Raw genomic sequence first — 26,470 nt, forward strand, 5'->3', positions numbered from 1 at the left:
TTGGTTATTGGTTATTGGTTATTGGTTATTGGTTATTGGTTATTGGTTATTGGTTATTGGTTATTGGTTATTGGTTAGTAGTAACGGACGGATCTATCACGGTAAGAAACCGGTTTTCTACGATTATTCGTAACAGCAACGATAAATATTGAAAGAAACCCGGTTTCTCTGGTCGTGAGTGCGCGAACAAGAAACCGGGCTTTTACAAGTTGTGGGTTGAGTGACGATAAATATTAAAAGAAACCGGGTTTCTCAAGTCGGCGCGCGTGCACATTACTCTACTTTTAAACCAATGACTAATGACTAATGACTACTGACTGCTGACTACTGACTACTGACTAATGACTACTGACTAATGACTACTGACTACTGACTACTGACTAAACAAACTTTTTGGCCTCAGCCAAAGCCGCCTCAAACTTGAGCAACACATCCTTTTCTGTGTGAATAACTTTTTCTTGTTGTAGCAGCGGGCGGCCAAAGCGAAAAATGCCGTCTTGTTCTACGTGGTCAACGGGAGGAAGCGTTTCGGGATGCGGCAAAAATTTTCGGCCGATGGTGTACGGCGTGTGGTAAGAAAAACTAAAATCGGGAAACTTATCGCTCTTGATTTCGAGATAGTAAAGCGAGTAATAATCTTTGGTTTCGCAGTACACGCATTCGCGGCATCTATTTACCAGTTTGCGATTCTGATTAAAAAACTCCCACTTGTCCCAATAGTAGTCATCTTTCATCATATCCTGGTGGTCGTCGCACAGTTCCAGATATAATTTGTCACCATCGGGAGGACGATAAAAGTAAAGCATGGCGTAGGGCATTTCAATCAGTAACTTAACTGCTTGATTTTTGCGGTGGTACCATTCCTGCTGGTGAGTTTCGTAGATTTTCTTAGATTCACTTCCTTGACTTTTGATCTGATTTTCTTTTGCCCACCGTGATGCCCAAACTGTCCAGTAAGCTAGCTGGAAGGTTGCAGAAATTTCCGCCGAACCTTGTTCTTTCCAGTCGGCAATTATTTTTTCCCAAGCTGAACTAAAAGCTATTCGGGATTGTTCGTTTTCTTCGGGGTTTTTTGTACTGACAGCAGCCGCTGTTTGGCCATTAGTTTTGAGCGGCGCTTTGGGCTCTTTGCGCCAGTTGTTAATGTCTGCTGGCGTGAGAGTTAAGATGAATCTTCTGTCGTGAACGGGATATTCTAAATGAATTCCAGATTTGAGGAAAGAGCGGTATTCTAAAATAGGAAGTTTGCCTTGTTCGATCCACTGCTGCCGTTCTGCTGGCGAACACTTGAGCATTGCTTCTAATTCTACCGGAGCGACGGCTAATTCACTTTTGAATGTCTCCAAAAATCTTTGTTGTTCGGCTGCGTTTATTTCTAGTACGGATACAATTCGGTTGACGATGTTATCTGTTTTGTCTTCGCAATTTTCGGGAAGTCCTAAGAAGTCGAGGAGTTTGGCTTTGAGTATGCGTCTGGAAGAGATTAGCTCGGCTAACATGAGAAGCTCCAGTAGAGTCTGAACTTGCAATCTTGAACTGGCAAGATTTGGGCAAGTCTATATATCTTAATAGATTCTCTTGAGTTGTCGGCAATTGAATTCAAATTCGATCGACTGTTACCGATATCCGCAGGAAGGCCCACTGCTGTCTGCATACCCGCAATACTTTATATTTCAGCGGATTTGAGCCGAAAGGTCGATCGCCCCATCCACGATCGCCTAAGCAAAAATACCCAAAATAATGTCGCGCGGTCGATCGGGTGGCTAAACCGGCTAAAATCGATAATTGCGATCGCGCACAAACTCACACGCACAGCATTGTCTACCAAGATGCGTTTACCCTGGTTGCAACGTCAGTGATTGTTGACTGTTGACAGGATTTTACAATTGACTAATGATTTCTCTGCATCTGCGTGAATCGGCGTCAATCAATTGTCATCTGCGGTGATAAATTATCTTTTTTTTAAACCGCAGATGAGGGCTGATAAATACAGATTAACGCAGATTAATTGTATCAACAATTCCGGTGACACTGTTGACTGTTGACTGTTGACTGTTAACTAATGACTAATGACTAACGATCGCCCGCAGTGCCCATTTTTCAAGGTTTGTTCTAAAATCTCAAATATACAAGCCGGTAGTGCCAAGATTGCGGTAAACTCAGCTTGGTTCAAAACAGCCTTCAATCTAAAATCTCAGATCTAAAATCTAAAATCAAGATGACTGTCCAACTAAGCGATATTGAAACTCAACTAGAAATCCTCGGTCAAGAGTCCAAAAGTGCGATCGCCACGGCGAATACCCTCGAACAACTCGAACAGTTGCGCGTCGGCTACCTTGGCAAAAAAGGCCAACTATCTCAGATTTTAGGCATGATGGGCAAACTGTCGCCAGATCAGCGGCCCAAAGTAGGCGCGATCGCCAATACGGTAAAAGAAGCCCTGCAAGCCGACTTAGAAGACAAACGCGCCGGCCTCCAAACTGCCCAAATCCAAGCCAAATTAGCCTCAGAAACCCTCGATGTCACCATGCCGGGGATTTTTCGCCCCCAAGGCCGCGTTCACCCCTTAAACGCCGTCATAGACCGCGCTCTCGATATTTTTGTCGGTCTCGGCTACACCGTCGCCAACGGCCCGGAAATGGAAACAGATTATTACAACTTTGAGGCGCTGAACACCCCGCCCGACCACCCGGCGCGGGATATGCAAGATACATTTTATCTGCCGGGAGGCGACTTGCTGCGGACTCAGACATCATCGGTGCAAATTCGCTACATGGAACAGCACAAACCGCCGATTCGGATTGTTTCTCCCGGCCGCGTTTACCGCCGCGATACTGTGGATGCTACTCACGCAGCAGTTTTTCACCAAATCGAACTTTTAGCGATCGGTGAAGGCCTGACATTTACTGACTTAAAAGGCACAATTAAAGAGTTTTTGCGGCAAATGTTTGGGCAAGATTTGCCGATTCGTTTCCGCACGAGTTACTTTCCGTTTACAGAACCTTCTGCTGAAGTTGATTTGCAGTGGAACGGCAAATGGCTAGAAGTTTTGGGCTGCGGCGCGGTCGATCCGAATGTTCTTAAAGGAGTCGGTTTAGATCCAGAAAAATATACTGGATTTGCGGCGGGTTTTGGTGTGGAGCGGTTCGCAATGGTACTTTATGAAATTGACGATATTCGCCGGGTTTATTCTAGCGATTTGCGCTTTTTGCGGCAATTTTAAATGATGAATTGCGATCGGTTTGAGGCTCTGTTTGGAGGTTTGGCTAAATGCAGAGTGATGCTGTTGGTTTCCAGGTATGAGAAAAGGGCGAAAAAACACGCTCTGATGTCTGAAGAGTTTCACCCGAATTGGATTGGTTTTTAGTTAGGACTTTAGTATTTGGGAAAAGAAGGACTCGCATTCCGAACGATCAAACCTTAAAAAGAATGACTAAAGTCCTCACTACGAACCTTTAATACTTTTGGTTTTTAGTGAGGACTTTAGTATTTGGGGCAAAAAGGACTAAAGTCCTGACTACGAACCAGTTTGACAGTGGTGGAGCGAGCCAACACTATATTATTGATTGTCTAGTTAAAAGCATCCTTGATGCTGTCAACAACGCGCTCGACAGCGTTCTTGGTGTTATCTACTGCTTCTTGAGTGCGAGCAGAATCTTCTTCGGCTCTTTTCTCAATCGTAGCTGCATCTTCCTTCGCTTTGCGCTCTACGAAACTACCATTATCCGATGCTCGATCGACTTTGGCGGCATTTGTCTTGGCGGCGTCCTTAACTTTTTCTTCTGTATCTTTGATGAAATTCTTGGTGCGTCCAGCATCTTTGCTGGCTTTGTCTTGCACGTTATCGCCAATATCTGCTGCTGCGATGGAGTTTATAGCAGGAGAGGCTAGGGCTGCGGTGTTCGAGAAATACGCACCCTGCCAAACAAATGCCATTGCTGATACGCAAAGCACGGTTGCAGCTAGATAGCGCCCGACAGTCGAAAGCCCTTTGGTAAAATAATTCAGTTTCATAGATTAAAAATTGAAGTTTGACATTCTATTTCTACCCTATCGCAGCGATCGACTGAACCATTCTCTAGATAGAGCTTATGCAACGACGCTCTATTTAAAAAGATCAGTCTTTTGATAGATTGAAACAAAAAACATCAGTCTATCTATTTTAGATTTTAGATTTTAGATTTTAGATTGGAAATTATTAGAATAGACTCCAAATACCAGATTTGGCGGGTTTCAACAGTCTATTTTAGATTTGTGATTTGTGATGGGCGATTAAACAGTTGACTTTATATCTGCAGATTAGGGAATTTTCAGGAATGCTAGCGATTGGGACTTTTGGTGGCTAGATCGACTGAGGTGCGATCGACACTCACGCATTTAAGCTACTGTTAACTGTTGACTGTTGAGCCTCCCCCTTTTCCCTTTTCCCTCTCCGGTTCTAAGATAGCCAGCAATTGACAGGTGCAGCACCTTAATTTGTCTTGGCTTAATTCAGCAAAGATTAATTTTTTTGAATAAAATTTTAGTAAAAAGGATAAACAATGTTATGTAAAACATTTTTATGGAATACAAATCGATTTTTTTGCTATATTGACCTCCAATAAAGATAATGGTTTTGATGAGATGAGGAGTTGAACGGATGAAAAACTTGAATTGCTGGAACAAGCCCGCTGTATTGCTGGGCGCGATCGCACTTGTAGCCGGAAGTTTGCAGGCTCAGGCGATCGGTCATGCTGCCCCACCCATATCCACCACCAGTCAGGATGCTGAAAATATTTCCTTTGAAAACAGCGCCACCTTTCAAATAGCCCAAACAGGCCCCCTTTGCCGCAAAGTCACTCCCAAAGAAGGTTTGACCGTTCGTCAGAACCCAGACCCCAAATCCCCAAGAGTGGGCGGTGTAGCAATGAATACTCAGATAACACTGTTCCAAGGTGCGACTTCTGTTAAAGCCTCCGACGGTCGCCTCTGGATTCAAATTACCTCTCCGGTAAAAGGATACATTGCTACCGGATACCCCAACAACGAGGCTAATATAGCTTCCTGCACAATTAGTCAAAATCCTTCCCCAAGTCCAGCGCCCGCACCAGCACCCGCACCAGCACCGGCACCAACGCCAGCGCCCTCACCAACGCCAGCGCCCTCACCAGCGCCCGCACCAACGCCAGCACCAGCGCCCTCACCAGCGCCCGCACCAGCGCCCGCACCAACACCAGCACCAGCAGTGACACCAGCGCCCGCACCAACACCAGCACCAGCAGCGACACCAGCGCCCGCAGCGACACCAGCGCCCGCAGCGACACCAGCGCCCGCAGCGACACCAGCACCAGCAGCGACAGGCCCCGTCAGTCTGTGCCGCCAGGTAGAACCTCGGGTAGCGCCCAAGGGTCTGGCTATTCGCGCAGAGCCTTCAAAGACTGCTGCGATTAAAGGTGGCGTAGCAGCTAACGGTCAAGTAACGCTTGTGCCGAATTTCCAGTTAGTGAAAGACAAGAATGGAGAAAACCGCAACTGGGTTGAGATTTCAGGGCCTGTTCCGGGATTTATCTCGGCTGGAAATTTGATCATGTGCAAGTAAACTGAGAAGTTCGATCGGTTTGTAGTGAGGATTTGAGTCTTCTCAACCGCATTTGAGCGAATAAGGACTCTTTGTCCTTACTACAAACCAATTTAATTGTGGGTGATTCATCTTGTTGCGGTGCGGTTTCTCCGGGCGCTGATTGGTACTGAGCAAAAAGCCGATCGATCTTTCTACTTACAGCGGCCGCTTGCCCAATTTTGGTGTCCGCGATTTGGCTGACACTTCGATTGTCGGCCAATCCAGACAATTTCCCACTTATTTTGCCTGAGCCTGAGTTCGATGCGGTGGCGCATTCCCGCAACAGAATCGTCAGCCAAGCCGACGACTGTATGAACAATTACGGCGGTTTCTCGCGTGGGATATTCAACCAAAATGCCATCGCTTTTTCTGCCTTCAGATTCTCGATCGAGAATAAAGAGTTTGGCTGCGATATCTTTGGGGTTGGAAACCGTAATTTTGCGATCGGTTATGAACCGTTTAGGATTAATTGTTTCGTAGCCAGAGCGAGTTGCAGGTTGCGAAAATGCTGCGGCGGGAATTTGGATGCAGGCGAACACAGACAGGAAAAAGAGCGATCGAGCGAGAGTAGATTTGTTCATTAGACATCTCCAATAACTTTTGTAGCGCAGGCTAAAATCCTGCTTTTGACCAGAAAAAATGGGTTTAAAGCTTCCCCCTTGTCGGAAGAATGGAAAAATTAATTTCCCTCACCCGCAAACCTCTTCGCGGAAGGAAGAGGTAACTGTCAACAAGCAAGCTGTCAACTGTTGAAACTCATTGGCAGACTATATTAAATTATCTGCGTCCATCAGTGTTTATCCGCTTGAAATCTGCGGTTAACTCATCAATCAAATATTTATGCAGCTTTGTCTATAGAACCCATTTGACATCTTTGAGTTTTTGGATGACGAGAAATATAGATAAAAACTGGTTTCTGAGATTTACGCAAGGGGCGAGAAACCGGGTATTCTTGGAGTTTTTGGATGACGATAAATATAGAGAGAAACCCGGTTTCTGAGATTTACGCAGAATAGATATCAAATGGGTTCTATAGGCACTTGCGATTCCCAATGCCCAATGCCCAATTCCCAATTCCCAATTACCAATTACCGGACATACCTCATCTTTACGAGAAAGGCTATATATCAACCATCAAAAATAACTGCTGCTTTGGGAAAATCTCAAATCTCAACTTGATTTAAACTCCAATCGTAAGGCAAAAAAAAGATCGCCCATTCATCATCCACAGCCACCTCCGGCCTCAAATAACCGCCCGCATACTCAGCCACCGAACCCGCCGCCTGCACAAAATCCTCCCCGTACCACTCAAAAATTTTGCTCAAATAAAGCGTCTTTTTCGCAGCATCGTACCGCACCTTATCGGGATTGCGAATAAAACTGCTGGTATCAGCCTCTAGTTGCGCCCGTACCGACTCTGGAAAATAAGCGCCGCGACGCAACAGCGGACACCCGAGTGCAGCGCAAACTAAGGCAAAATGAATGCGCGCTTCCGCAAAGGAGGGCCGCAAAATTGCGTGTTCGATTTGATTGAGACTGTACTTTTTGCCGCCAATAATCGAGTTTGAACGGGTGAAGAAATCCAAAAAAGCTAGCCAATTCGGAATTCCTAAAATTTTGGGACGGATGGACGCGATCGGGTATACTTCGAGAACTTGAGAAATTGCGATCGCATTGTACGCATTCAGCCACAACGCCAGCCGCGCATCCGCATCCGTAACAGCAGCTAAATCTACATCTGCCAAAGTTGCCAGCCAAGCGCTCAAAACATCTGCCCCCTCAGCTTTCCAGCGCCCATAATTAACACGGCCCCCAGCATCAACGTAGCGTTGCAGCAAGTCGTCCCAAGTCGAAAAGTCGATCGAATTTATCATTCATTACCATCCACATTCTAAGGCGGATATTGCTTTAGGTTCTAGTTCTATTTGTACGCTTATTTTTTTTAAACAATGAGTAAACTAGGTATTCCGACGCAGCCCAAAAGTTAAATTTAAATACAGTACAGCTTATTTGATACTACCGTCAACCTAAGTCGCCCCTTTTAGCTTAGCATTATCCAAATTTGGCCCGGTCAAATCTGCCCCAATTAAATTAGCTTGTCGCAAAAAAGCCCCGCTGAAATTTGCCCTGGATAAATTAGCTTCTCTGAGATTTGCACCTCTCATATCAAATCCTCGCTTCATCGGAATAGTAAATTAACAGTTAACAGTCAACAGTCAACAGTCAACATCATTCCGATGCAACCGGAAACGATATCAAATCCGCCCCTTGCAAATCGGCATTTACTAAACTAGCTTGTGGCAGGGGAATGCTTCTCAAATCGCATCCGCGACACTGGTTAGTTTGCAGCAACTAATTTAGTTGCTGAAGATTACCTGCAATCACCCCTGCGGCCAACCCGAAAAGCAGTCCAAATAAAACTGCTCCAAAAGTTACAGATTTCATGGTCTTTACCTTCTACAATTATAAAAGATTCTTAATTTAAACTTCAACGGAGCTCGGTTGATTGCGGCACAACACCAATCCCAGTTTTTGAGTCAAATTTGTATTTCCCCTTACCTCCCCTACCAAATATGACCAATAAAAGCCACTTTTTCGATAAACTGTTAGCGGCTGTTGAAAGCAATCAAAGTTTGCTGTATTTAGCCCTAGATCCAGACCCAGAAACCTTGCCGGCGCTGGTTTCGATGACTGGAGAAGAAATTCAAAGTTTTGTGACTGATTTGTTGGCAAGGTTCAAAAGTGCGATCGACCAAACAGCCGATTTAATTTGTGCCTGCAAACTCACCCTCGGTTTTTATCAATCTCTCGGCATCCCCGGCTGGGAACTGCTGCAACAAATTTTAACAATAATTCCCCGCCATATTCCCGTAATTTTAGATGCCAAACACAGCGATTTAAACACCAGCGGAGTGTTTGCCAAAACCGTATTTGAAGACTGGCAATTTGACGCTATTACTCTAAGTCCCTATGCCGGATTCGACGAAGTAGCACCATTTTTATTATATCCCGGAAAAACTGTTTTTGTCCTCTGTGCCACTGCCAACCCGTCAGCCGCCGCGTTGCAAGAATACCCGACAGCAGACAACCCTTTGTACTTGCAATTAGTCCGACTCTCTCAGACTTGGGGAACTCCCGAAAAACTCGGTTTGGAAGTAGGAGTAATGCCCGATTTGTTGGCGCGTATCCGCCAAGCGGCTCCAGAACGGCTGATTTTAGTTGAAGGAGACATCGCCGAAGAAAATGACATCGCAGAAGAGAACGACCTCGTACAACTGCTGGCGGCCGGTTTAAGCAAGAATGGTGAGGATTTATTGCTGCCAATTCCTCCGAGTTTGTTCGCGAAACAAGAGCCGCGCCGAGAAATTGAGAAATTGCGGGATAAAATTAACGAACAGAGGCTGCGGGCGATCGCAGGCAGTCCAACTTGCGAATTGTGGCTGCCCGACGTGTGTTTTTTGCAACCAGAACCCAACCGCGATTTAATCTTGCAACTTTATGACATCGGCTGCGTAGTTTTTGGCGACCACGTACAAGCATCGGGCGCAGTATTTCCCTATTACATCGACTTGCGAAAAATCATCTCAATTCCGCAAATCTTTCATCAAATTGTCAGCGCCTATGCAGACATTCTCAAGGATTTAAAATTCGATCGCATTGCCGGAATTCCCTACGGTTCTTTACCCACAGCAACTGGTTTAGCATTGCGGATGGAACGCCCGATGATTTTTCCGCGCAAAGAAGTGAAAACTTACGGTGCGGGTAAGTTAATTGAAGGGCATTTTCAGGCGGGAGAAACGATTGTCGTAGTCGATGATATTTTGATTAGTGGCAAAAGCGTGATGGAAGGTGCGGGCAAGTTAAAATCTGCGGGGTTAAATGTAGAAGATATTGTGGTTTTGATCGACCACGAACAGGGTGTAAAAGATAAATTGCAGACCAACGGTTATCGCGCGCATTCTGTACTAGCGCTTTCAGAAATTGCTCAAATTTTGTATCAAGCAAATCGCATTAATACGGAGCAATTTAATATGTTGACTGCGGAAGGTTAAAGTATATAATTTATAATTACCAGGCAGATCCTGGTAATTGATATCTGGAGGCTGAGCCTCCAAAATTCTGTCTCGTTTGCTTTGTTTTAATGGAGGCAGAGCCTCATGAAATGCGTTCCCAGGCAGAGCCTGGGAACGAGTAATATCAAATCCTCTCTTGATCGGAATAGTAAATTCACTGTTGACTGTTGACTGTTAACAGTTAACAGTTCACATCATGTATGAGTGCAACCGGAATTGATATAACGAGTAAAGGGTAAGAAGCACCCTCGCAGCGAAATTAACCTTGCAAAACTTCAATTAAAGCATCGCCCATCGCCCGACAACCGACCTGTTTCATGCCTTCTGACATGATATCGCCCGTGCGGTAATTTTTATCCAAAACTTTGATAACTGCTTGCTCGATTTTATTAGCAGCTTCCGGCTGATTTAACCCATAGCGCAACATCATTGCCGCGCTTAAAACTTGGGCGATGGGATTTGCTTTATCTTGTCCGGCGATGTCCGGCGCGGAACCGTGCACTGGTTCAAAAACTCCAGGCCCGCTTGCTCCTAAACTAGCAGAAGGTAGCATTCCAATACTACCAGTTAACATCGCCGCCGCGTCGGAAAGAATGTCGCCGAATAAGTTGCCGGTGACTATGGTATCGAACTGTTTTGGCCAGCGAATTAACTGCATTGCTGCGTTGTCAACGTAGAGGTGAGAAAGTTCGACATCGGGATATTCTTGGGAAAGGGAAATGATGCGATCGCGCCACAGTTGCGAAACATCCAAAACATTCGCTTTATCAACGGAACATAGCCTTTTTCCGCGCTTCCTGGCAGTCTCAAAAGCGACTCGCCCGATTCTGTCAATTTCCGAGTCGGTGTAAGCCATTGTATTTACACCGCGTTTTTCCCCGGTTTCTGTCTCAAAAATGCCTTTGGGTTTGCCGAAATAAATGCCGCCTGTAAGTTCGCGGACTACCATAATATCCACGCCTTCGACAACTTCTTTTTTTAAGGAAGAAGCATCGACTAATTGCGGTAAAATAGTTGCAGGACGCAAATTTGCAAACAATCCCAATCCGGCGCGCATTCCTAATAATCCTGTTTCCGGGCGCTGTTCGCGCGGCAAATTATCCCACTTGTAACCGCCGATGGCTGCTAGTAATACTGCATCGCTGTTGCGGCATTTTTCCATAGTTTTTTCGGGCAGCGGATGGCCTGTTTCGTCAATAGCAGCGCCGCCTATTAATGCTGTTTGAAATTCAAAGCGGATGTCCAATTGTTTGCCGACAAGTTTCAGGACATCTACCGCTACAGCGATAATTTCCGGGCCGATGCCGTCTCCCGGCAAAAGAGTGATGCGGTAGTTTTGAGTCATATCAATTTTGGGGTTTTGATTGTAGATTCTTGAGGAATTATATTATATCTGCTCGCACGATCGTCATAAAATTAGTTTGTAATGAGGGCTAAAGTGTTCGCATTGATGCGGACTAAAGTCCTGACTACAAACCGTTTTTATTATGGTAGTTGAGCGGATATAATATGGCGTACAGAAACTTAGGATTATATCAGCTTCTGTGCGCGATCGCACAAACGGGATTTTTGCCCCTGAAGACATTCTATACAGGTACTGACATCAACGAATACTTTCGCGCGCTGACTGGATTTCAACCCCGACAATTCCCAATAGAAACAATCCGCCAAATTCTCAACCGCGAAAATGTGCTGCTGAGGGTGGCGATGGGTTCGGGAAAAACGGAAAGTGCGATCGCCCTTTTGCTCTTCAGCCAATCTCTAAACCTCGATTTTCCCGAAAAACTCATCTATGTTGTGTCGATCAGAACCATCGCTAACAGTCTCCGCTGGTGATCCCCAAGCGGCGGACTAGGCTGCACAAGTTGCTGTGTGGATACCGAAGGTGGATGCAGTACAGTGTTTTTGAGTATTTTTTGACTTTGTGAAGCTTCAGCAGAAGATTTAAATGTTGATTAAGCAGGTGTAGAATTCGCTGTGTATTTATGTTTTAGATGCGGGTTCGGTGAGGCGGACTATTACTTACAGTTCTGAGAAACATTGGGAGGAATGGGCAATAATTTTTTAGATAAAATTATGCACTCGGAGGTTTAGAAACCAGGTTTTTTGGGAAAATATTTGGTTTGGGCAGACTAATTAGGTGAAAAACCCGGTTTCTCTGCCCCCGGTTCTTGTTTCGCGGGATTAATTTGGAGAACCATAGATTAGTTCCTAGCTGTGGCGATGAATCTATTTTATCATAATTCTTGGCAATTCACTATTGCTCTAGTTAACTTTATTCATCACCATCTCTTTAATACCTTCCCACCTCAATATCAAGATTTATTAAATATCCGCAACCAGCTACTGACATAATGCAAGTTTTTATTTATACTTAAAAACGATTAAACCTTTTAAATTAAAGTAATAAAATGTCTGAACTTAGACAAAATCTAATTACCAGAGATTGGGTAATCATCGCCACCGAACGGGCAAAAAGACCGGACAAATTTGCTAACACAAAAAAAACGATTGTAGCAGTGCCGCCATACCGTGCCGATTGCCCGTTTTGTGTGGGAAACGAAGAAGACGGAACCTTAGAAACTTGCCGTTTGACAGATGAGCACACTGGCTGGAAAGTCAGAGCAATGGCTAACAAATATCCCGCCCTCTCCCCGACAGCAGAACGGCTCAGGATATCATCAGGAATTTACCGCACGATGTCGGGAATCGGCATTCACGAAGTAATTGTCGAACACCCGCGACATGATTTGACTACTGCTTTGTTGACCGTTGAAGAAGTTGCCAGCATACTTTTAGTATACCGCCAGCGCTATTTAGAAATTAGAAAATATCCTTATATTGAAACAATTGTGATCTTTAAAAATCACGGCCCAACTGCCGGAACTTCTATCGAACATCCGCACTCGCAAATAGCAGCTACGCCCGTTGTGCCTAACCAATTTCGCAGGCGGATCGACGAAGCTATTAGATATTTTGACGACACTGGAGAATGTTTGTTTTGCCGGACTTTGGAAGATGAGTTAGCGGCGCGTGAGAGAGTAATTTTTGAAAGCAAAGATTTTGTCGCTTGTATCCCTTTTGCTGCACTTTCGCCCTTTCATATTTGGATTTTTCCGCGCCGGCATTCGTCTTCGTTTGATGATATTACTGATGAGGAAATTATTGGTCTTGCTGATACTTTGAAAACTGTACTCGCTCAGCTTTATTACGGATTGAACGATCCAGATTATAATTATAGTATTCGATCGGTTCCCACTGCCGAACAAGGAACCAAATACTTTCATTGGTATATCGCAATTATTCCCAGAGTCACAAAGCAGGCTGGGTTTGAGTTGGGTAGCGGGATGTTTATCAATAGTGCTTTGCCGGAGGAAAGTGCCGAGTTTTTGCGATCGATTAAAATTCCTGACGATCTTAATTTACGCGAAACCTAAAGTATAATAAATCACAAGGATTTTAAAAATGTCCGAGGTCAAGACAGCAGATGATTTGATGAGTTTTAATCATCTCTGGCATAAGTCACAGGATCGCACATTTCAAGCAAATAAACCGAGATAAACGCAAATAATTTCCTGAAGAGTTGAGGATTTTTGCAATCTTGTCTAATGTACAATTGAAATGCAGTACAGCTTAGTTTGCGATCTAAAGCGATCGAGGTACAAGTTGACCCAACTCACAATAAACCTTCGACATACTGCCAACAGTCATCGCTAAAAGTAGCTTTCAACATATCTCTAATTTTACCGTCGATCGACAATCTCGCTTCGCCAGAGTCGCCACTCTCGCCGATTTCTCGACTGTCATCAGATAAATGTTCTTGAAGGTGGGCCAGAGTATTGGCGAAATTAGCTAGAAAATAATGTTCGTCTACCCACGCTGTGGGATCGGGGATGTTTGGACTTCCAAAAGCCCGATCGACTAAATCCTGTTTGGCAAAATCGTCAGTGTGGTTTTTCATGCTGAGTTCGATTGAAATAAGATTTGCAACTTATCCCAATCTTAAGCTGAATTTTTAACGCTCGTGCGATCGCGATCGACCCACCGCAGTGATAAATTTGTGTAATTCGTGCGATCGCGATCGAGCTTGTTTACTCAGTCGCGTGCTATCATACCACCTCAGAGTTGGCGCTCACAAATTTTTACCTCCGGCAAAATAGACTTGGGCACCATTCCGCGAACTTTTTTTGGGGATTGTTGACAGCCTGCGCCATGCGAAAAATTACCGCAATAGAACACAAAACATCAGCATCTTCCTCTTTGAAACCTGCCAACTTTTACAACCCATAAACCGTCTGTTCTATTGGATATTTTAGGTGTCAGATGGTGGTAAGATTTGTGTGTAGCAAGTCTAAATAATTGGTGCAAAGTATTTTTTTTATGAACCGCAGAGAACGCAGAGGGCGCAGAGAAAGAGAATGCAGAGAAAGGGAATGCAGAGATGAGAAGATGTGAAAAAATGGTTGAGGTTTGTTAGATGTGAGATATTTTACTGATTTTTTAACTTTTTGATAGCGTTGGCAGTTTATTTTTTAAAAGGCAGATTTAGATGTATTTGTTAGGATTTCTATTTGGCAAATGAAACTCTTTCCTACAAGCTAATAACTAATAACTAATAACTTATGTTAACACCCTTACCAGATAAATCAGAAATTTCCCAAGGTTCTTCTCGCAACCTGTGGTTTTTTGCTGTTTTGATTTTAATTGTCCTCTTACTAAGTTTGATTGTACAATCATTCTTCAATAAACCCCAACTTTTAACCGACCCGTTTCTGCAATTTCCCACAGCAAACTCGGTGCGAGTTGTGTGGTTTACCGAGTTTCTAGGTACTCGCAACACTGTTAGTTACGGAAAAAACTTAAATAAAACTGTCGCAGCAAATACTACCAAGCTAAGCCGCACCAGAGAAGACAAAGACTCGCAAATTCCCGATGAAATGAAACAGGGAATAACTAACAACAATCCCATTGTGCGCGACATCTGGCGGCATGAAGCAGAAGTCCGCAATTTAACGCCCGATGTGCGGATTCCTTATCTAGTAACCAGCTACAAAAAAGACGGCACATCTGTCAGCAGCAAAGTTTTTACACTTTCTCCGACACCAGCAGCAGGAATACCGCTCAAAATCCTTCTCACTTCCGACCATCAATTGATGCCGATGACAGCAGCCAATCTCCAGAAAGTAACAGAAACAATTGATAAAGTTGACGCGGTTTTCATGGCTGGGGATTTAATTAATATAGCCGATCGCGCTTCCGAATGGTTCGACGACTACCGAGGGCGCGCCTTTTTCCCGGCTTTGCAAGGCCGCGCCTTCTCGGAACTCGACAAAAACGGCATCAAAACAGTGTACGGCGGCGGCGAACTGATCCAGCACGCGCCCTTATTTCCGGCAATTGGGAACCATGAAATCATGGGGAGGTTTTCAACTACCAGCACCCTGAACGACCAGTTTAAGGATGCTTTCCCCCGCGCTGCAGTCCAGAAAATATATCCATACCTCACTCAAAAATATGGGGTAAAAAATCAAGATGTTTTGTTAAAAAATAATAGTTTTAACAGCGATACCTACAACGAAATTTTTAGCTTACCAAGCGACCAAAATTATTATGCCGTGACTTTTGGGGACGTGCGGTTAGTGACTTTGTATGTTACAAATATCTGGCGGACTCCGAATTTAGACCCGGAGGCCAGAGGCAGATATCGGGAACGGGACGAAGATTTTGACCGTCCCGAAAAATGGGGATACGGACAGCATATTTTCGAGCCAATTGTCAAGGGCAGCGATCAATATACTTGGCTGGAAAAAGAATTAAACAGTGTCCAATTTCAGCAGGCAAAATATAAAATTGTGATGTTTCACTACCCGCCGCATTCTCTCGGCGACAATATTGTACCTGCTTATACTGACCCGGTACAAATAGTCGATCGCACTGAGGATGGCGAGATTAAGATGGTGCGTTACGAATATCCGAAACAGCAAGATTATCTGATTCGGGATGTGGTGCCGCTGCTAGAAACAGCGGGCGTGCAGTTGGTATTGTACGGACACTCGCATTTGTGGAATCGGTTTGTGAGTTCCAGCGGAATGCACTTTTTGGAGACTTCTAATGTAGGCAACAGTTACGGTGCGTTTGTAGGGGAAAAGCGCCGATTTGTGCCGCCGGCATATCGGGAGGATTACAGCGCTATTGGAGACCCGAACGGATTGGAACCTGTGGTGCCGACTGTAGCGCCTTTGTTGGGGAAAACCGGGCTGCCGCTGCCGTATATTGAGAGCAACGATCTTACGGCTTTCAGTATTTTTGAAACTGGGAACGGTACGGTTAGCAGCTATTATTTTGATACGCGGAAACCCACGTCAAATGTTGTAAAATTTGATGAGTTTAAGTTGAAAAATTCGTGAAATTGGGTAGTTGCTTAAGTTACAAAATATTCGTAGAGTGCGTCGCTATTGACATCCCCAAATAAAGATGTAAAATATTACAGCGACGCACGAATCGACAATATTTCAACAGGTTAGGGAAGTTCCGAAACTGATAATTTAGGTAGAAAATACTCTCGCTGTCGGTAAAGAGCAAACTTCAGTCTTTTGACTTGTGCTATACTTAGGTAATACATAGTCTATCCAAATTAAACTCACGAGTAGAGTACAGTCATGCCTGAACTAAAACTCTTGGAAAAACAAGAACAAGAAGAAGTAAGCTTTGAGCAGGAAGATGAAGCTCTAGATGATGAGCTTGAATCTAATGGCAACCCAAAATCAGTATTAGACGAGATATCCGAAATTCTTGTGGCTGGAAATGACTGGACAACAGCCACCATACTCGATCAACTTGTTCGTGATAATATTCAACTAAATCCCAGATTTCAAAGACGAGATGCCTGGGATATAACTCGTAAAAGTAGGTTTATTGAATCAATTTTCCTAGGATTTCCTATTCCAGAAATAGTTTTAGCTTCTCCAGACAAAAGACGCGGCAAATTTGTAGTCCTTGATGGCAAACAACGCTTGCTGACGATTCTACAATTTTACGGGATGAGCGAAACTACTAACGATAGTTTTGCTTTGAAAGACTTAGAATTTATGCCAGAACTCAATGGTTGTACCCATAAGGATCTAAAAAACGATCTTATTCATAGTTCTGTACTTGATGCACTCGATAATCAAACTCTTCGTACTACATTGATTCGGAATTGGAAGACAGAAAGTTTACTATACAAAATTTTTCTACGTTTGAATGTAGAAAATACTCCGCTATCTCCACAAGAACTAAGGCAGGCATTACATCCAGGTGATTTTATCAATTTTTTAGATGATGAATCAATTGAAAATCCGGCTTTAAGAAAAATACTTAAGTCCAAAAATCCCGATCCTCGGATGCGCGATGTCGAATTATTGCTGCGATATGTAGGATTTCATCATTTCTTATCCGAGTATCGCGGTAATCTTAAAGTGTTCCTGGATATGACTTGCAAAAAATTAAATAAAGATTGGAAAGAAAAAGAAAATGAGGTCAGATATACAGTTAGCCAATTTGAAAAGGCAGTGAAAACAACCACTAAAATATTTGGACAAGAAAATATATTTCGTGTGTGGTTAAGTAGTTCTAATACTTACCGAAGCAAGTTTAATCGAGCCATTTTAGATGTCATGGTTTTTTATTTTTCATATCCAGTTATTAGAGACGCTGCTGAAAAGAATCCGGTGGCTGTGGCAAATGCTTTTAAAGAGTTATGTTCATCATCTAATAGCGAATTCAGAGAATCTGTTGAGAAAAGCACAACTAGCATTCGTGAAACTCATACTCGTCTTTCACTATGGGGCAAAGCTTTGTTAAAGGTTTTGGATGTAAAGTTTAATGTACCTGAACTTGTGGATAACCGTATTATATTTAACGGTTTGAGGTTGAGGTAAGTTATTCATAGGTATGTCAAAATCAGTGAGATTTCGGACTCTAACCAAGGAGTTAAATAGATTAAAAAAACAATTTATTCCTAAAGTTAGCCCTACAAGTTTATATTCGGATCGGCAGTTAGCATTAACTCTTACTTACAGAGTTTTCGTTCATGCCGAAATTGAGGCTTATTTTGAGGACAGAGTTTGGGAAGTCGCCCTTAATGCTAAAAATAATTGGGATAGCCAGGGTAAGACTTGCCATACTTTAATCTGTTTGCTTGCCTTTTCGGGTCAAATGATGGAAGTACCGCCAGATACACTTAATCCAACGAAGGGAAGTACAAAAGTTAAGGAGGAAAAAATAAAAATAAACAAAAAAATAGATTTAGCTATTAAGAGTTTTAAGCGAGTAATTGACCAAAATCATGGAATTAAAGAAGCTAACCTTCTGGCGTTGCTTTTGCCAATAGGGATAGATACCGATGATTTAGATTCTGCTTGGCTAGGTACGATGAATACGTTTGGGGAGGAAAGAGGTGTTGCGGTACATACTTCAGCGACATCTGCTAAAACTATTAGAGTTCTCAATCCTATAAATGAATTGCAGAGGGTAGAGCAAATTATTCAAGAACTTTTGAGGGTGGATGAGCTGATCGATAATTTAATGAGATAATTGAATAAACCTCCAGCAATTGTCAAAGATTTAATTTTTTCGGTTTCTCGTTTCCGTGCTCTGCTTGGGAAGGCAGATATGGAGGATCTGACTCCCGTGGCCTCGTTTCAAACCTTGTCTTTTGCAGGCGGAACTAAACCCGTTTTATTCAAACCGGCATCAATATCCCTGAGCAATTTTAAATCATCTTCGGGTAAAGAATTAACAGGCGAGTATTTTTCTAGAAACGAGAATGCTTGCCGAAATTCGCGGGGGCGGGAGTCGATCGCGCGATCGAAGTGACAAGGTACAATCCTCTCAAAATCCCAACTCGCGACTCGATCCGCCCAATCGAGAGTTTCCCTCGGCGCGCGGTTGAGAATCAAAGCCTGCAAAACCGGCGCAACCAACAACCGCCCTCCGCCCCGCAAAGCCTCGAACGATCGCGCCCAACCAGGTTTCCACTGGAACGGATACAACCCAAAATAAGCTTTTCTAGAGCGTTCTGGCGCTTTGATAGCTCTGTCAAACACCCCCGACCAGGGCGGCACTTCCAGCACGCTGGGGCGAAAATACATGGCAAATAAGGCGATTCTATGCCATCCTTTGCGCCGATTTTCCTCGGTGTCTGCCACCACATCCGAGGCGGTGTCTTTGGCGTGAAACAGCAGCGGGTAAGAGTCGAGTTGGAGAATCGCGGGCGGGTTTTCGGGGATGGAAACGACGGAATCTGTTAGCATCAGCGTGCGCGACTGCCTGTGAAATAAGGCAACTTCAGCGAAGCGGCCCAAACCGAGGTCGATCGGGCCTAGGATTGCCCAGTCAAATTCACCTGCGAGGGGCGTGTTGCTGCTGTCACGGGGCAGTACAGAGGTGCGTTTTGCCGGCAAACCCAGCCAACTCAGGGGCAAATTTATGGGGAAACTCCACTGCTGCGGGGCGACAAACACCTGCGCTGCAGGAAAACACCTCGCAAACGGGCCGACAAACACTTTGTGCTCGATGCCCGAACCGGTTGTCAGCAAAATATACTTAACTTCGCCGTGCTCTGCTACTAACTCGTTTAGCAAGCGGATGCACTCGCGAGTCGGCGCGACGGGGGCGTAGACTAGAAGGCCTTGGGATTCTAGTTTAATAACTGTCATCCGCACCGGCACAATCACGTAGAAAATGCCTTGCAGTTGGTCAAAAGTCCAGATTTTGTCTTTGACTATTTCTTTGCGGATGGTGCGCCGCTTGCCGTAGGGATATATTGGGACGATCGGCCAAAATGGCCAGGAATAGTCCCGATTGTCTGTCTGTGTTGATGTTGGTGTGCCTTCGCCCTCTGCCACTGGTGCGACTCCTTGCCGATTTTTTGGTACTTGCGCGCGATCGAACTTTTGTTAATCTTATTTCAATGTTGCGGCGCGGATTCGATGAGTTGAAAATGGGTTACGGGCGATCGGGCTTTTGAAAGTTTCAGTTTTGACTGTCGGCATCAGTAGCATTGAATTTAAAAAATCGGAAAATACTCTAAAATCATCTGCGTCAATCAGTATTGATCTACCATAAACCTGCGGTTTATGTATCTAACCCGTGACTTCTGCAACTCAAGTCTACTTTGCCGTCCCCATCTCCGCCTCCGGCCCATTCACAGCGAGAATATCCAACCGCCCTTTAATCAAAGTATCTCCATCTTAAACCTCGATCGGAATCCTATCTTCCATTGTCAGCACAACAGGAAATTTAAAAATTCCGTTAATCTCATCAACGGTGAAAGTGATAAAAACTTAACCAATTCTTCCTAAACCTTCCCCACTTCTAGATAGCGCCAAAAGTCATTGCTGATTTGCAATAATTCCTGCTGTTCAAAATCAGTCAGCGGTTCCACAAATAAAGACTCAGCAAAAGAACCTGCTGTTTGTCTTTCCAGTTGGAGAAGGCAGCGAACGTCATTTAGGGAAAGTTGGCTGGCTTCTCAATTTTGAATCATGGCTTTTGTGCGATCGGCTGTTCCTGTCAAGTATATTGCAAACTTAGTATAATCTTATCTTAAAATTGGGATAAATTGATGATGTTTAAGCAACCATTAAAACCCATTAGTATCAGAATCATTCATCTCTCTCTTCCTCTGCGCTCTCTGCGGTTAAATCATTCCGAAAAAACCGTAAACAATCTCAATCCCCAAACAGACAATTACTTGTGATACAATCATACCAGATATTACCCAGAACCAGCCATGCAGCTAGAAGAATATTTTAACTTCCTAAGACCTGACGACATTCGGCTCAAAGGTTCCCGAATCGGCATCGAAACCATTCTTTACGAATACCTGTTTCGCGCCCGAACTCCCGAAGAAATCGCTAACATTTATACATCCCTCACCCTCGAACAAGTTTATGCAACAATTTTGTACTACCTGCACAACAAAGAAGCAGTCGGTAAGTACATAACCGAATGGCTGGAATGGGGCGAAAAAATGCGAGAAGAACAGCGCCGCAATCCTCGTCCAGTGTATGAAAAAATCCGCAAACTGAGAGCAGCAAGAGATGCAATGAGAAAAGCTGATGGCAATCCAGTATCTGTTTGATGAAAATGTCGATCCTGCATATGTTAACCAAATTCGCAGGCGCAATCCCGATCTGGTTGTTCTCGCAGTGGGAGAACTAACAGCACCTTCCAAAGGGACTCTCGACCCAGAAATTCTCATTTGGTGCGAAATCCACAATTTCATTCTCGTTACCAACAATCGCCGCTCTATGCCCGTTCATTTAACAGATCATCTAGAGCAAAATCGCCATATCCCAGGAATATTTATCCTGAATTCCAAGCTGAGTATCGGTCAAAATATTGAGGAACTGATTTTGATTTATCAAGGATCGTTTGATGATGAGTACCAAGATAAAATTGAGCATTTACCGCTACCATAATTCTCACACATCCCCAACATTGACAAAATTGCCCCTGTCTTAAGGAAAATAAACATACTTTGGCCCCAACTTATGCAAACAATAGTTACAAAGAGTAACTGAAGAAAAAACTAACAGCGATGTCACAAGATACGATCGAATCAATTCTGCATGAAAAACGCCTATTCCCGCCCACGGCTGAATTCTCCCAAAAAGCACAGGTCAAAAGCTTAGAAGAGTACCGCGCCCTCTACGACAAAGCCGCTGCTGACCCCCAAGCATTTTGGGCCGAACTCGCTACCCAAGAATTAGACTGGTTCCAAAAGTGGGATACCGTACTCGACTGGCAGCCACCTGTTGCTAAATGGTTTGTCAATGGCAAAATTAACATTTCTTACAATTGTCTCGATCGCCATTTAACCACTTGGCGCAAAAACAAAGCCGCCCTCATCTGGGAAGGCGAACCCGGTGACTCCCGCACGCTGACTTACGCGCAACTCCACCGCGAAGTCTGCCAAATGGCGAATGTCATCAAAGAATTGGGAGTGCAAAAGGGCGATCGCGTCGGCATTTATATGCCCATGATTCCCGAAGCTGCGATCGCCATGCTAGCCTGTGCCAGAATCGGTGCAGTACACAGCGTAGTATTCGGCGGATTTAGCGCTGAAGCATTGCGCGATCGCCTCAAGGACGGCGAAGCAAAACTCGTCATCACCGCCGACGGCGGCTTCCGCAAAGATACCGCCGTCGGCCTCAAAGCACAAGTCGATAAAGCATTAGCAAATAACGCCGTACCAAGCGTTACCAACGTTCTCGTAGTTCAGCGTACCAAACAACAAATTGAGATGGAACCGGGGCGCGATATTTGGTGGCACGAACTGCAAAAAAACGCCTCAGCAAATTGTCCCGCCGAACCAATGGATAGCGAAGATATGCTATTCGTACTCTACACCAGCGGCAGCACAGGCAAACCGAAAGGAGTCGTCCACACAATCGGTGGCTACAACCTTTATACCCACATGACAACCAAGTGGATCTTCGACTTGCAAGATACCGATGTTTATTGGTGTACTGCCGATGTCGGATGGATTACAGGCCACAGTTACATCCTCTACGGGCCGCTTTCCAACGGTGCAACAACTTTAATGTATGAAGGTGCGCCCCGCGCGTCGAATCCCGGCTGTTTTTGGGACGTAATTGAAAAATACGGCGTCACTGTTTTCTACACCGCACCAACAGCAATTCGCACCTTTATGAAAATGGGTGAAGACTTGCCCAAGGCGCGCGATTTGTCATCTTTACGATTGTTAGGAACAGTCGGCGAACCGATCAATCCAGAAGCTTGGATGTGGTATCAGCGCGTAATTGGCAACTCAAATTGTCCAATCGTCGATACTTGGTGGCAAACAGAAACGGGCGGAATTATGATTGCCGCTTTGCCCGGTGCAATTCCTACAAAACCCGGTTCTGCCACCCTTCCTTTTCCCGGAATTGTTGCCGATGTCGTCGATCGAGATGGCGAATCAGTAACTAATCAAAGCGGCGGTTATTTAGTTGTCAAACATCCTTGGCCGGGAATGATGCGTACACTTTACAACGATGCCGATCGTTTCCGCCGCACTTATTGGGAATATTTGCACCCCAAAAATGGCGAATTTGTCTACTTTGCTGGAGACGGTGCCCACAAGGATAAAGACGGTTATTTCTGGGTAATGGGCCGCGTTGACGATGTAATTAATGTCGCCGGACACCGACTCGGTACGATGGAAGTTGAATCGGCTTTGGTGTCGCATCCAGCGGTGGCGGAAGCTGCGGTTGTTGGCAAACCGGATGAGATTAAAGGTGAGGAAATTGTCGCTTTTGTGACGTTGGATGACTCGCAGCAACCGAGTCCAGAATTGGAGAAGGAATTGAAGCAGCACGTTGTTAAGGAGATTGGGGCGATCGCCCGTCCCGGCGAAATTCGATTTACCGATGCTTTGCCGAAAACGCGCAGCGGTAAAATTATGCGCCGCTTGCTGCGTTCTTTAGCCGCCGGAGAAGAGGTTTCTGGGGATACTTCGACTTTGGAAGATCGGACTGTTTTGGATAAGTTGCGCGGCGGTTCTTAGGGCTGTGCAACCGCAGATAAACGCGGATGAACGCAGATAAGATTTACATCTGTGTTCATCTGCGGTTTAATTGTTAATTCGCTTATTTACCTCGCCACAAATGAACGGCATCGCTGTTAATTTCCGACCTTACTTGCAGCCAATCTTCTAGCAAGTAGTCATCATCGACTGCTTCTGAATGCTGTTCGTCTTTGAGAATTGCTAAGACGTGAACTCCAGACGGATAGTTGACATGACGGATTTCTGGGTCATATCCTAAGTGTTGAATTTTTGCTAAAACGCGATCGACTGAACCGGCAACAGTCAGATCGACGGCCAGAATAATTTGACCGAGTTTAGCACCCGGTTTTACACATTCGAGAATAACCATTACTCTTTCTCCCTATGCTATCTTAGATTTTTTTACTGTAGCAATGAATTATTTGGCTCATCTATTCTTATCAGACGGTACGCCAGCATCGCTGATTGGCAACCTCTTAGGCGATTTTGTCAAGGGTTCGGCAGTCAATCTTTATTCCGAGGAAATTAGAAACGGCATCGATTTGCACCGGAAAGTCGATCGCTACACGGACTCTCATGCAGTAGTGCGATCGAGTACAAGCCTGGTTTGCGCCCAGAGACGCAGGTTTGCTGGAGTTTTGATAGACGTATTTTACGACCACTTTTTAGCTAAAAATTGGCTGGAATATTCAGAAGTTCCACTCTGCGATTTTGCCCGCCTAGCCTACAAAGTCCTGCAAGACAACCGCGATATATTGCCCGAATCACTTCAGCGGATTATGCCGCAAATAATCGCCCGCGACTTGCTCGGTTCTTATCAGGAAATTAGCGGAATAGATATTGCTCTCCATCGAATGTCGGCAAGAATCAAGCGGACAAATAACTTAGCAGGTGGAGTGGAAGATTTGACAGTTAATTATCAGCAGCTTGAATCAGATTTTACGGCTTTTTTCCCAGACTTAATAAGTTACGCAGCAACTTGCAAAAATCAATATCAAAAATACCAACACTAATCAGTAGGGTGTTTTTGGGTGCACTTGACTGCGATCTGTTCTCACTAATTGCTTTGGGCAGCAAACTCATGTACAATTTAGCCTAAATATGCGAATCTAATCTCAAGTCCAACAAGGTTCAAAATATGGCAACCAGAATTCAGAACCTGCAAGTAACTCAAGTAGTTGATGGCGACAGCATCAAAATTTCTCTCGACGGCAAAACCGAGTCTCTGCGGCTAATTTGCGTCGATACAGAAGAAAGTTACTCCAACAGTTCAAAACCTGTTACAGCAGCCGGCAAAGCAGCTTCGGAAATGGCTAAAAAATACTTCACTACAGCAGATGGTAAATTTGCTCAAATTGACATAGAATTTGATACAGACGATCCGGTTAAACTTGCTCTAGAAAAACATCGCGACAACTACGGCCGTCTCCTCTGTTACGTACATAAAGATGGAGAAAATTACAACCTCAAACTGATTCAACAAGGCTGGAGTCCCTACTTTGTCAAATACGGGCGCTCCCGATTGTATCACCGACCAATGACTGAAGCAGAATCGGCTGCAAAAGCTTACAATTTGATGATTTGGAATCCGATTACCAATGCCAAAATTCCCTGTCGCAACTATACTATTTTACTGCCTTGGTGGTCGATGCGCGGCTCGATTGTTGAAGATTTCCGCTTGTGTGAAGCAACTACAGAAGCGCTTTCTGTGAGGTTGCACTACCAGAAAATTTTAGCAGCTTCTGAGACAGCTAAACCTATTACTATTTTCTGCGATTTACTGTCTGGAATTAATCAATGGATCGGCGGTCATGCTAGAATTTATGCGGGTTCCTCGTATCATAGATTAGATTTGTGGATACCTGATGCTAAAACTGATGAAAAGGCTCCCTTGAAGCGGCTAATCGAGAAGCGTTATGCGGGTATGGGACGGGGATATGTGTATATCAGCGGTAAGATAGAACAATACAAAGGTAAGCCTCAAATAGTTTTAAACAATCTCAAACAATTTTCTGATTTCCCTCCCTAAAATTTACTTTTACATGAATTGAATAAAAAAAACGGACAAATAGCAGGGCTGCATCTATCCGAAAGAATTTGTAGTGCGAGGTTCCCCGGTTGCTTGCTATACAATGCCCGCCAGCGGTTCCTTTCGCAAGTCGTAAAAAAATGCTTTTTGCCAAGCCGGAGATGCTTCCAAGCGAACCAGATAGCTTCGATTCACCCATTGTTTTGATTTCAGTAGCATTACGGTTAAACAATCCAAATTATTCTGTTTATTTTATGAAACTAAATCAATTTATACTATAATACTATCATTACCAATCTGTAGCTGCCAAGAGCTGCGCCATCAATCCCAACTCCAGAGAGGTCAAAGCCATGTGTCAATTACTGGGAATGAACTGCAATGTTCCAACCGATATTTGCTTCTCTTTTGAGGGTTTTTCTGCAAGAGGTGGCAGAACTGACGTTCATCAAGACGGTTGGGGAATTGCTTTTTTTGAAGGTTTGGGGTGTCGCCTTTTTATAGACTCTAAACCTGCTATTGATTCTCCGGTTGCTGAATTAGTGCGCCGCTATCCCATTCATTCAACTAACGTGATTGCTCATATTCGCAAAGCTACTCAAGGCGAAATTTCTCTGGAAAATTGCCATCCTTTTAGTCGGGAACTTTGGGGACGCTATTGGGTGTTTGCTCACAACGGTAATCTGGAAAATTTTCATCCTGAAAGTGCGGGATTTTATCAAGCTGTAGGCAAAACTGACAGCGAAAAAGCATTTTGTTTGATATTAGAAAAGTTGCGAGAAAGTTTCCCTCAAAACAAGCCTGCTTTGACGGAAATTTACGATGTTCTGAACGAAATTACTAAAACTTTGGCAGCGCACGGAATTTTTAATTATTTACTTTCTGATGGAGAACATTTATTTACACACTGTTCTACTAATCTGCATTATATTGTGCGACAAGCACCTTTTGCTAGGGCGCACTCGATCGATGAAGATGTAACTGTCGATTTCCGGGAATTGACACAGGAAGGCGATCGCGTGGCTGTAATTGCCACTTTGCCGCTTACGGATGATGAAGTTTGGACGCAGATTCAGCCGGGAGAATTGCTGGTATTTCAGGATGGTTTTCCTATTAATTTTGAGAGATAACTTGGCGATTTAAATCGCTTCTGGTTATTGATGATTAACTACTCATCAAGAATCATATTTTCAAACAAAATAGGTTCAATTCGCTTC

Annotated in this window: 25 protein-coding genes and 1 pseudogene; 16 read left to right on the forward strand and 10 right to left on the reverse strand. The window is 44.3% G+C overall.

The genetic code is table 11. The features are described 5' to 3' along the window. Window positions 1-78, forward strand: a pseudogene (locus tag QUA01_RS27430) (D-galactonate transporter); the annotation flags it as partial. 302 nt (window positions 79-380) lie between these two features. On the opposite strand, the gene QUA01_RS14670 reads toward QUA01_RS27430, so the two are convergent. After that, complete coding sequence (locus tag QUA01_RS14670; RefSeq protein WP_333090325.1) at window positions 381-1,499, reverse strand: hypothetical protein; 1,119 nt, start codon at window positions 1,497-1,499, stop codon at window positions 381-383. A gap of 719 nt (window positions 1,500-2,218) precedes the next feature. Here QUA01_RS14670 and pheS point away from each other — a divergent pair. After that, on the forward strand, window positions 2,219-3,223 hold the full coding sequence (gene pheS / locus QUA01_RS14675; protein ID WP_333090327.1) for a phenylalanine--tRNA ligase subunit alpha: 1,005 nt from the start codon (window positions 2,219-2,221) through the stop codon (window positions 3,221-3,223). 347 nt (window positions 3,224-3,570) lie between these two features. Here the strand turns inward: pheS and QUA01_RS14680 are convergent, their stop codons facing one another. After that, the gene (locus QUA01_RS14680) at window positions 3,571-4,014 is read right to left on the reverse strand and encodes a hypothetical protein (RefSeq protein WP_194067535.1); all 444 of its coding nucleotides are present in this window, start codon (window positions 4,012-4,014) and stop codon (window positions 3,571-3,573) included. 625 nt (window positions 4,015-4,639) lie between these two features. Between QUA01_RS14680 and QUA01_RS14685 the strand changes: the two genes are divergently transcribed. Further along, window positions 4,640-5,578: an SH3 domain-containing protein gene (locus QUA01_RS14685; RefSeq protein WP_333090329.1), complete on the forward strand. Its 939-nt coding sequence runs from the start codon at window positions 4,640-4,642 to the stop codon at window positions 5,576-5,578. 173 nt (window positions 5,579-5,751) lie between these two features. On the opposite strand, the gene QUA01_RS14690 is transcribed toward QUA01_RS14685, so the two are convergent. The 4 genes from QUA01_RS14690 to QUA01_RS27435 all read right to left on the reverse strand — a co-directional run bounded on the left by QUA01_RS14690 (window position 5,752) and on the right by QUA01_RS27435 (window position 7,951). Then, a complete protein-coding gene (locus tag QUA01_RS14690) occupies window positions 5,752-6,180 on the reverse strand; it encodes a hypothetical protein (protein WP_333090330.1) in 429 nt (142 codons plus the stop codon). Window positions 6,181-6,762: 582 nt separating this feature from the next. Next, window positions 6,763-7,473 (reverse strand): DUF547 domain-containing protein, encoded by a 711-nt coding sequence (locus QUA01_RS14695; RefSeq protein ID WP_333090332.1) that lies wholly within the window; start codon window positions 7,471-7,473, stop codon window positions 6,763-6,765. A 153-nt stretch (window positions 7,474-7,626) separates the two neighbouring features. Then, complete coding sequence (locus tag QUA01_RS14700; protein WP_333090335.1) at window positions 7,627-7,764, reverse strand: pentapeptide repeat-containing protein; 138 nt, start codon at window positions 7,762-7,764, stop codon at window positions 7,627-7,629. A 64-nt stretch (window positions 7,765-7,828) separates the two neighbouring features. Beyond that, the gene (locus tag QUA01_RS27435) at window positions 7,829-7,951 is read right to left on the reverse strand and encodes a pentapeptide repeat-containing protein (protein WP_369293279.1); all 123 of its coding nucleotides are present in this window, start codon (window positions 7,949-7,951) and stop codon (window positions 7,829-7,831) included. Between the two features lie 221 nt (window positions 7,952-8,172). Between QUA01_RS27435 and QUA01_RS14705 the strand changes: the two genes are divergently transcribed. Continuing rightward, the gene (locus tag QUA01_RS14705) at window positions 8,173-9,651 is read left to right on the forward strand and encodes a bifunctional orotidine-5'-phosphate decarboxylase/orotate phosphoribosyltransferase (RefSeq protein WP_333090337.1); all 1,479 of its coding nucleotides are present in this window, start codon (window positions 8,173-8,175) and stop codon (window positions 9,649-9,651) included. Between the two features lie 280 nt (window positions 9,652-9,931). On the opposite strand, the gene leuB is transcribed toward QUA01_RS14705, so the two are convergent. After that, complete coding sequence (gene leuB / locus QUA01_RS14710; RefSeq protein ID WP_333090339.1) at window positions 9,932-11,017, reverse strand: 3-isopropylmalate dehydrogenase; 1,086 nt, start codon at window positions 11,015-11,017, stop codon at window positions 9,932-9,934. A gap of 164 nt (window positions 11,018-11,181) precedes the next feature. Between leuB and QUA01_RS14715 the strand changes: the two genes are divergently transcribed. The 3 genes from QUA01_RS14715 to galT all read left to right on the forward strand — a co-directional run bounded on the left by QUA01_RS14715 (window position 11,182) and on the right by galT (window position 13,109). After that, complete coding sequence (locus tag QUA01_RS14715; RefSeq protein ID WP_333090341.1) at window positions 11,182-11,508, forward strand: ATP-dependent RNA helicase; 327 nt, start codon at window positions 11,182-11,184, stop codon at window positions 11,506-11,508. Then, window positions 11,505-11,600: a CRISPR-associated endonuclease Cas2 gene (locus QUA01_RS14720; protein ID WP_333090342.1), complete on the forward strand. Its 96-nt coding sequence runs from the start codon at window positions 11,505-11,507 to the stop codon at window positions 11,598-11,600. Before QUA01_RS14715 ends, QUA01_RS14720 begins: the two co-directional genes overlap by 4 nt. A gap of 483 nt (window positions 11,601-12,083) precedes the next feature. Beyond that, window positions 12,084-13,109 (forward strand): galactose-1-phosphate uridylyltransferase, encoded by a 1,026-nt coding sequence (galT, locus tag QUA01_RS14725; RefSeq protein WP_333090344.1) that lies wholly within the window; start codon window positions 12,084-12,086, stop codon window positions 13,107-13,109. A gap of 239 nt (window positions 13,110-13,348) precedes the next feature. Here the strand turns inward: galT and QUA01_RS14730 are convergent, their stop codons facing one another. Beyond that, the gene (locus QUA01_RS14730) at window positions 13,349-13,633 is read right to left on the reverse strand and encodes a hypothetical protein (RefSeq protein WP_194008076.1); all 285 of its coding nucleotides are present in this window, start codon (window positions 13,631-13,633) and stop codon (window positions 13,349-13,351) included. Window positions 13,634-14,294: 661 nt separating this feature from the next. Here QUA01_RS14730 and QUA01_RS14735 point away from each other — a divergent pair. The 3 genes from QUA01_RS14735 (at window position 14,295) to QUA01_RS14745 (ending at window position 18,246) form a co-directional block, all read left to right on the forward strand. Then, entirely contained in the window at window positions 14,295-16,079 is a 1,785-nt protein-coding gene (locus QUA01_RS14735) for a metallophosphoesterase family protein (protein WP_333090347.1), read from the forward strand. 252 nt (window positions 16,080-16,331) lie between these two features. Continuing rightward, on the forward strand, window positions 16,332-17,591 hold the full coding sequence (locus tag QUA01_RS14740; protein ID WP_333090348.1) for a DUF262 domain-containing protein: 1,260 nt from the start codon (window positions 16,332-16,334) through the stop codon (window positions 17,589-17,591). A 13-nt stretch (window positions 17,592-17,604) separates the two neighbouring features. Beyond that, window positions 17,605-18,246, forward strand: coding sequence for a HEPN domain-containing protein (locus QUA01_RS14745; protein WP_333090349.1), 642 nt, complete (start codon window positions 17,605-17,607; stop codon window positions 18,244-18,246). 107 nt (window positions 18,247-18,353) lie between these two features. On the opposite strand, the gene QUA01_RS14750 is transcribed toward QUA01_RS14745, so the two are convergent. Beyond that, window positions 18,354-19,559, reverse strand: a complete 1,206-nt coding sequence (locus QUA01_RS14750; RefSeq protein ID WP_333090350.1) for a DUF4336 domain-containing protein — start codon at window positions 19,557-19,559, stop codon at window positions 18,354-18,356. 887 nt (window positions 19,560-20,446) lie between these two features. Here QUA01_RS14750 and QUA01_RS14755 point away from each other — a divergent pair. The 3 genes from QUA01_RS14755 (at window position 20,447) to acs (ending at window position 23,227) form a co-directional block, all read left to right on the forward strand. Next, on the forward strand, window positions 20,447-20,797 hold the full coding sequence (locus tag QUA01_RS14755) for a DUF433 domain-containing protein (RefSeq protein ID WP_333090351.1): 351 nt from the start codon (window positions 20,447-20,449) through the stop codon (window positions 20,795-20,797). Further along, window positions 20,775-21,137, forward strand: a complete 363-nt coding sequence (locus QUA01_RS14760; protein ID WP_333090353.1) for a DUF5615 family PIN-like protein — start codon at window positions 20,775-20,777, stop codon at window positions 21,135-21,137. Before QUA01_RS14755 ends, QUA01_RS14760 begins: the two co-directional genes overlap by 23 nt. Before the next feature lie 119 nt (window positions 21,138-21,256). Beyond that, window positions 21,257-23,227, forward strand: coding sequence for an acetate--CoA ligase (acs, locus tag QUA01_RS14765; protein ID WP_333090355.1), 1,971 nt, complete (start codon window positions 21,257-21,259; stop codon window positions 23,225-23,227). Window positions 23,228-23,309: 82 nt separating this feature from the next. Here acs and QUA01_RS14770 read toward each other — a convergent pair whose 3' ends face one another. Beyond that, the gene (locus QUA01_RS14770; RefSeq protein ID WP_194067522.1) at window positions 23,310-23,597 is read right to left on the reverse strand and encodes a hypothetical protein; all 288 of its coding nucleotides are present in this window, start codon (window positions 23,595-23,597) and stop codon (window positions 23,310-23,312) included. A 43-nt stretch (window positions 23,598-23,640) separates the two neighbouring features. Here QUA01_RS14770 and QUA01_RS14775 point away from each other — a divergent pair, with 43 nt between their 5' ends. The 3 genes from QUA01_RS14775 (at window position 23,641) to QUA01_RS14785 (ending at window position 26,383) form a co-directional block, all read left to right on the forward strand. Beyond that, the gene (locus tag QUA01_RS14775) at window positions 23,641-24,240 is read left to right on the forward strand and encodes an acyl carrier protein phosphodiesterase (RefSeq protein WP_194067521.1); all 600 of its coding nucleotides are present in this window, start codon (window positions 23,641-23,643) and stop codon (window positions 24,238-24,240) included. Between the two features lie 125 nt (window positions 24,241-24,365). Further along, window positions 24,366-25,256: a thermonuclease family protein gene (locus QUA01_RS14780; RefSeq protein WP_194067520.1), complete on the forward strand. Its 891-nt coding sequence runs from the start codon at window positions 24,366-24,368 to the stop codon at window positions 25,254-25,256. Between the two features lie 350 nt (window positions 25,257-25,606). Then, the gene (locus QUA01_RS14785; RefSeq protein WP_194067519.1) at window positions 25,607-26,383 is read left to right on the forward strand and encodes a class II glutamine amidotransferase; all 777 of its coding nucleotides are present in this window, start codon (window positions 25,607-25,609) and stop codon (window positions 26,381-26,383) included. Window positions 26,384-26,470: the final 87 nt, after the last annotated feature.

Source organism: Microcoleus sp. S36a_B3, assembly GCF_036700745.1.
Lineage (GTDB): Bacteria > Cyanobacteriota > Cyanobacteriia > Cyanobacteriales > Microcoleaceae > Microcoleus.

Excerpts from the sequence above, each read along its gene's own strand:
- QUA01_RS14670 (WP_333090325.1), bottom strand. The coding sequence starts at position 1,499 with ATGTTAGCCGAGCTAATCTCTTCCAGACGCATACTCAAAGCCAAACTC.
- pheS (WP_333090327.1), top strand. The coding sequence starts at position 2,219 with ATGACTGTCCAACTAAGCGATATTGAAACTCAACTAGAAATCCTCGGT.
- QUA01_RS14680 (WP_194067535.1), bottom strand. The coding sequence starts at position 4,014 with ATGAAACTGAATTATTTTACCAAAGGGCTTTCGACTGTCGGGCGCTAT.
- QUA01_RS14685 (WP_333090329.1), top strand. The coding sequence starts at position 4,640 with ATGAAAAACTTGAATTGCTGGAACAAGCCCGCTGTATTGCTGGGCGCG.
- QUA01_RS14690 (WP_333090330.1), bottom strand. The coding sequence starts at position 6,180 with ATGAACAAATCTACTCTCGCTCGATCGCTCTTTTTCCTGTCTGTGTTC.
- QUA01_RS14695 (WP_333090332.1), bottom strand. The coding sequence starts at position 7,473 with ATGATAAATTCGATCGACTTTTCGACTTGGGACGACTTGCTGCAACGC.
- QUA01_RS14700 (WP_333090335.1), bottom strand. The coding sequence starts at position 7,764 with ATGAGAGGTGCAAATCTCAGAGAAGCTAATTTATCCAGGGCAAATTTC.
- QUA01_RS14705 (WP_333090337.1), top strand. The coding sequence starts at position 8,173 with ATGACCAATAAAAGCCACTTTTTCGATAAACTGTTAGCGGCTGTTGAA.
- leuB (WP_333090339.1), bottom strand. The coding sequence starts at position 11,017 with ATGACTCAAAACTACCGCATCACTCTTTTGCCGGGAGACGGCATCGGC.
- QUA01_RS14715 (WP_333090341.1), top strand. The coding sequence starts at position 11,182 with ATGGCGTACAGAAACTTAGGATTATATCAGCTTCTGTGCGCGATCGCA.
- galT (WP_333090344.1), top strand. The coding sequence starts at position 12,084 with ATGTCTGAACTTAGACAAAATCTAATTACCAGAGATTGGGTAATCATC.
- QUA01_RS14730 (WP_194008076.1), bottom strand. The coding sequence starts at position 13,633 with ATGAAAAACCACACTGACGATTTTGCCAAACAGGATTTAGTCGATCGG.
- QUA01_RS14735 (WP_333090347.1), top strand. The coding sequence starts at position 14,295 with ATGTTAACACCCTTACCAGATAAATCAGAAATTTCCCAAGGTTCTTCT.
- QUA01_RS14740 (WP_333090348.1), top strand. The coding sequence starts at position 16,332 with ATGCCTGAACTAAAACTCTTGGAAAAACAAGAACAAGAAGAAGTAAGC.
- QUA01_RS14745 (WP_333090349.1), top strand. The coding sequence starts at position 17,605 with ATGTCAAAATCAGTGAGATTTCGGACTCTAACCAAGGAGTTAAATAGA.
- QUA01_RS14755 (WP_333090351.1), top strand. The coding sequence starts at position 20,447 with ATGCAGCTAGAAGAATATTTTAACTTCCTAAGACCTGACGACATTCGG.
- QUA01_RS14760 (WP_333090353.1), top strand. The coding sequence starts at position 20,775 with ATGGCAATCCAGTATCTGTTTGATGAAAATGTCGATCCTGCATATGTT.
- acs (WP_333090355.1), top strand. The coding sequence starts at position 21,257 with ATGTCACAAGATACGATCGAATCAATTCTGCATGAAAAACGCCTATTC.
- QUA01_RS14770 (WP_194067522.1), bottom strand. The coding sequence starts at position 23,597 with ATGGTTATTCTCGAATGTGTAAAACCGGGTGCTAAACTCGGTCAAATT.
- QUA01_RS14775 (WP_194067521.1), top strand. The coding sequence starts at position 23,641 with ATGAATTATTTGGCTCATCTATTCTTATCAGACGGTACGCCAGCATCG.
- QUA01_RS14780 (WP_194067520.1), top strand. The coding sequence starts at position 24,366 with ATGGCAACCAGAATTCAGAACCTGCAAGTAACTCAAGTAGTTGATGGC.
- QUA01_RS14785 (WP_194067519.1), top strand. The coding sequence starts at position 25,607 with ATGTGTCAATTACTGGGAATGAACTGCAATGTTCCAACCGATATTTGC.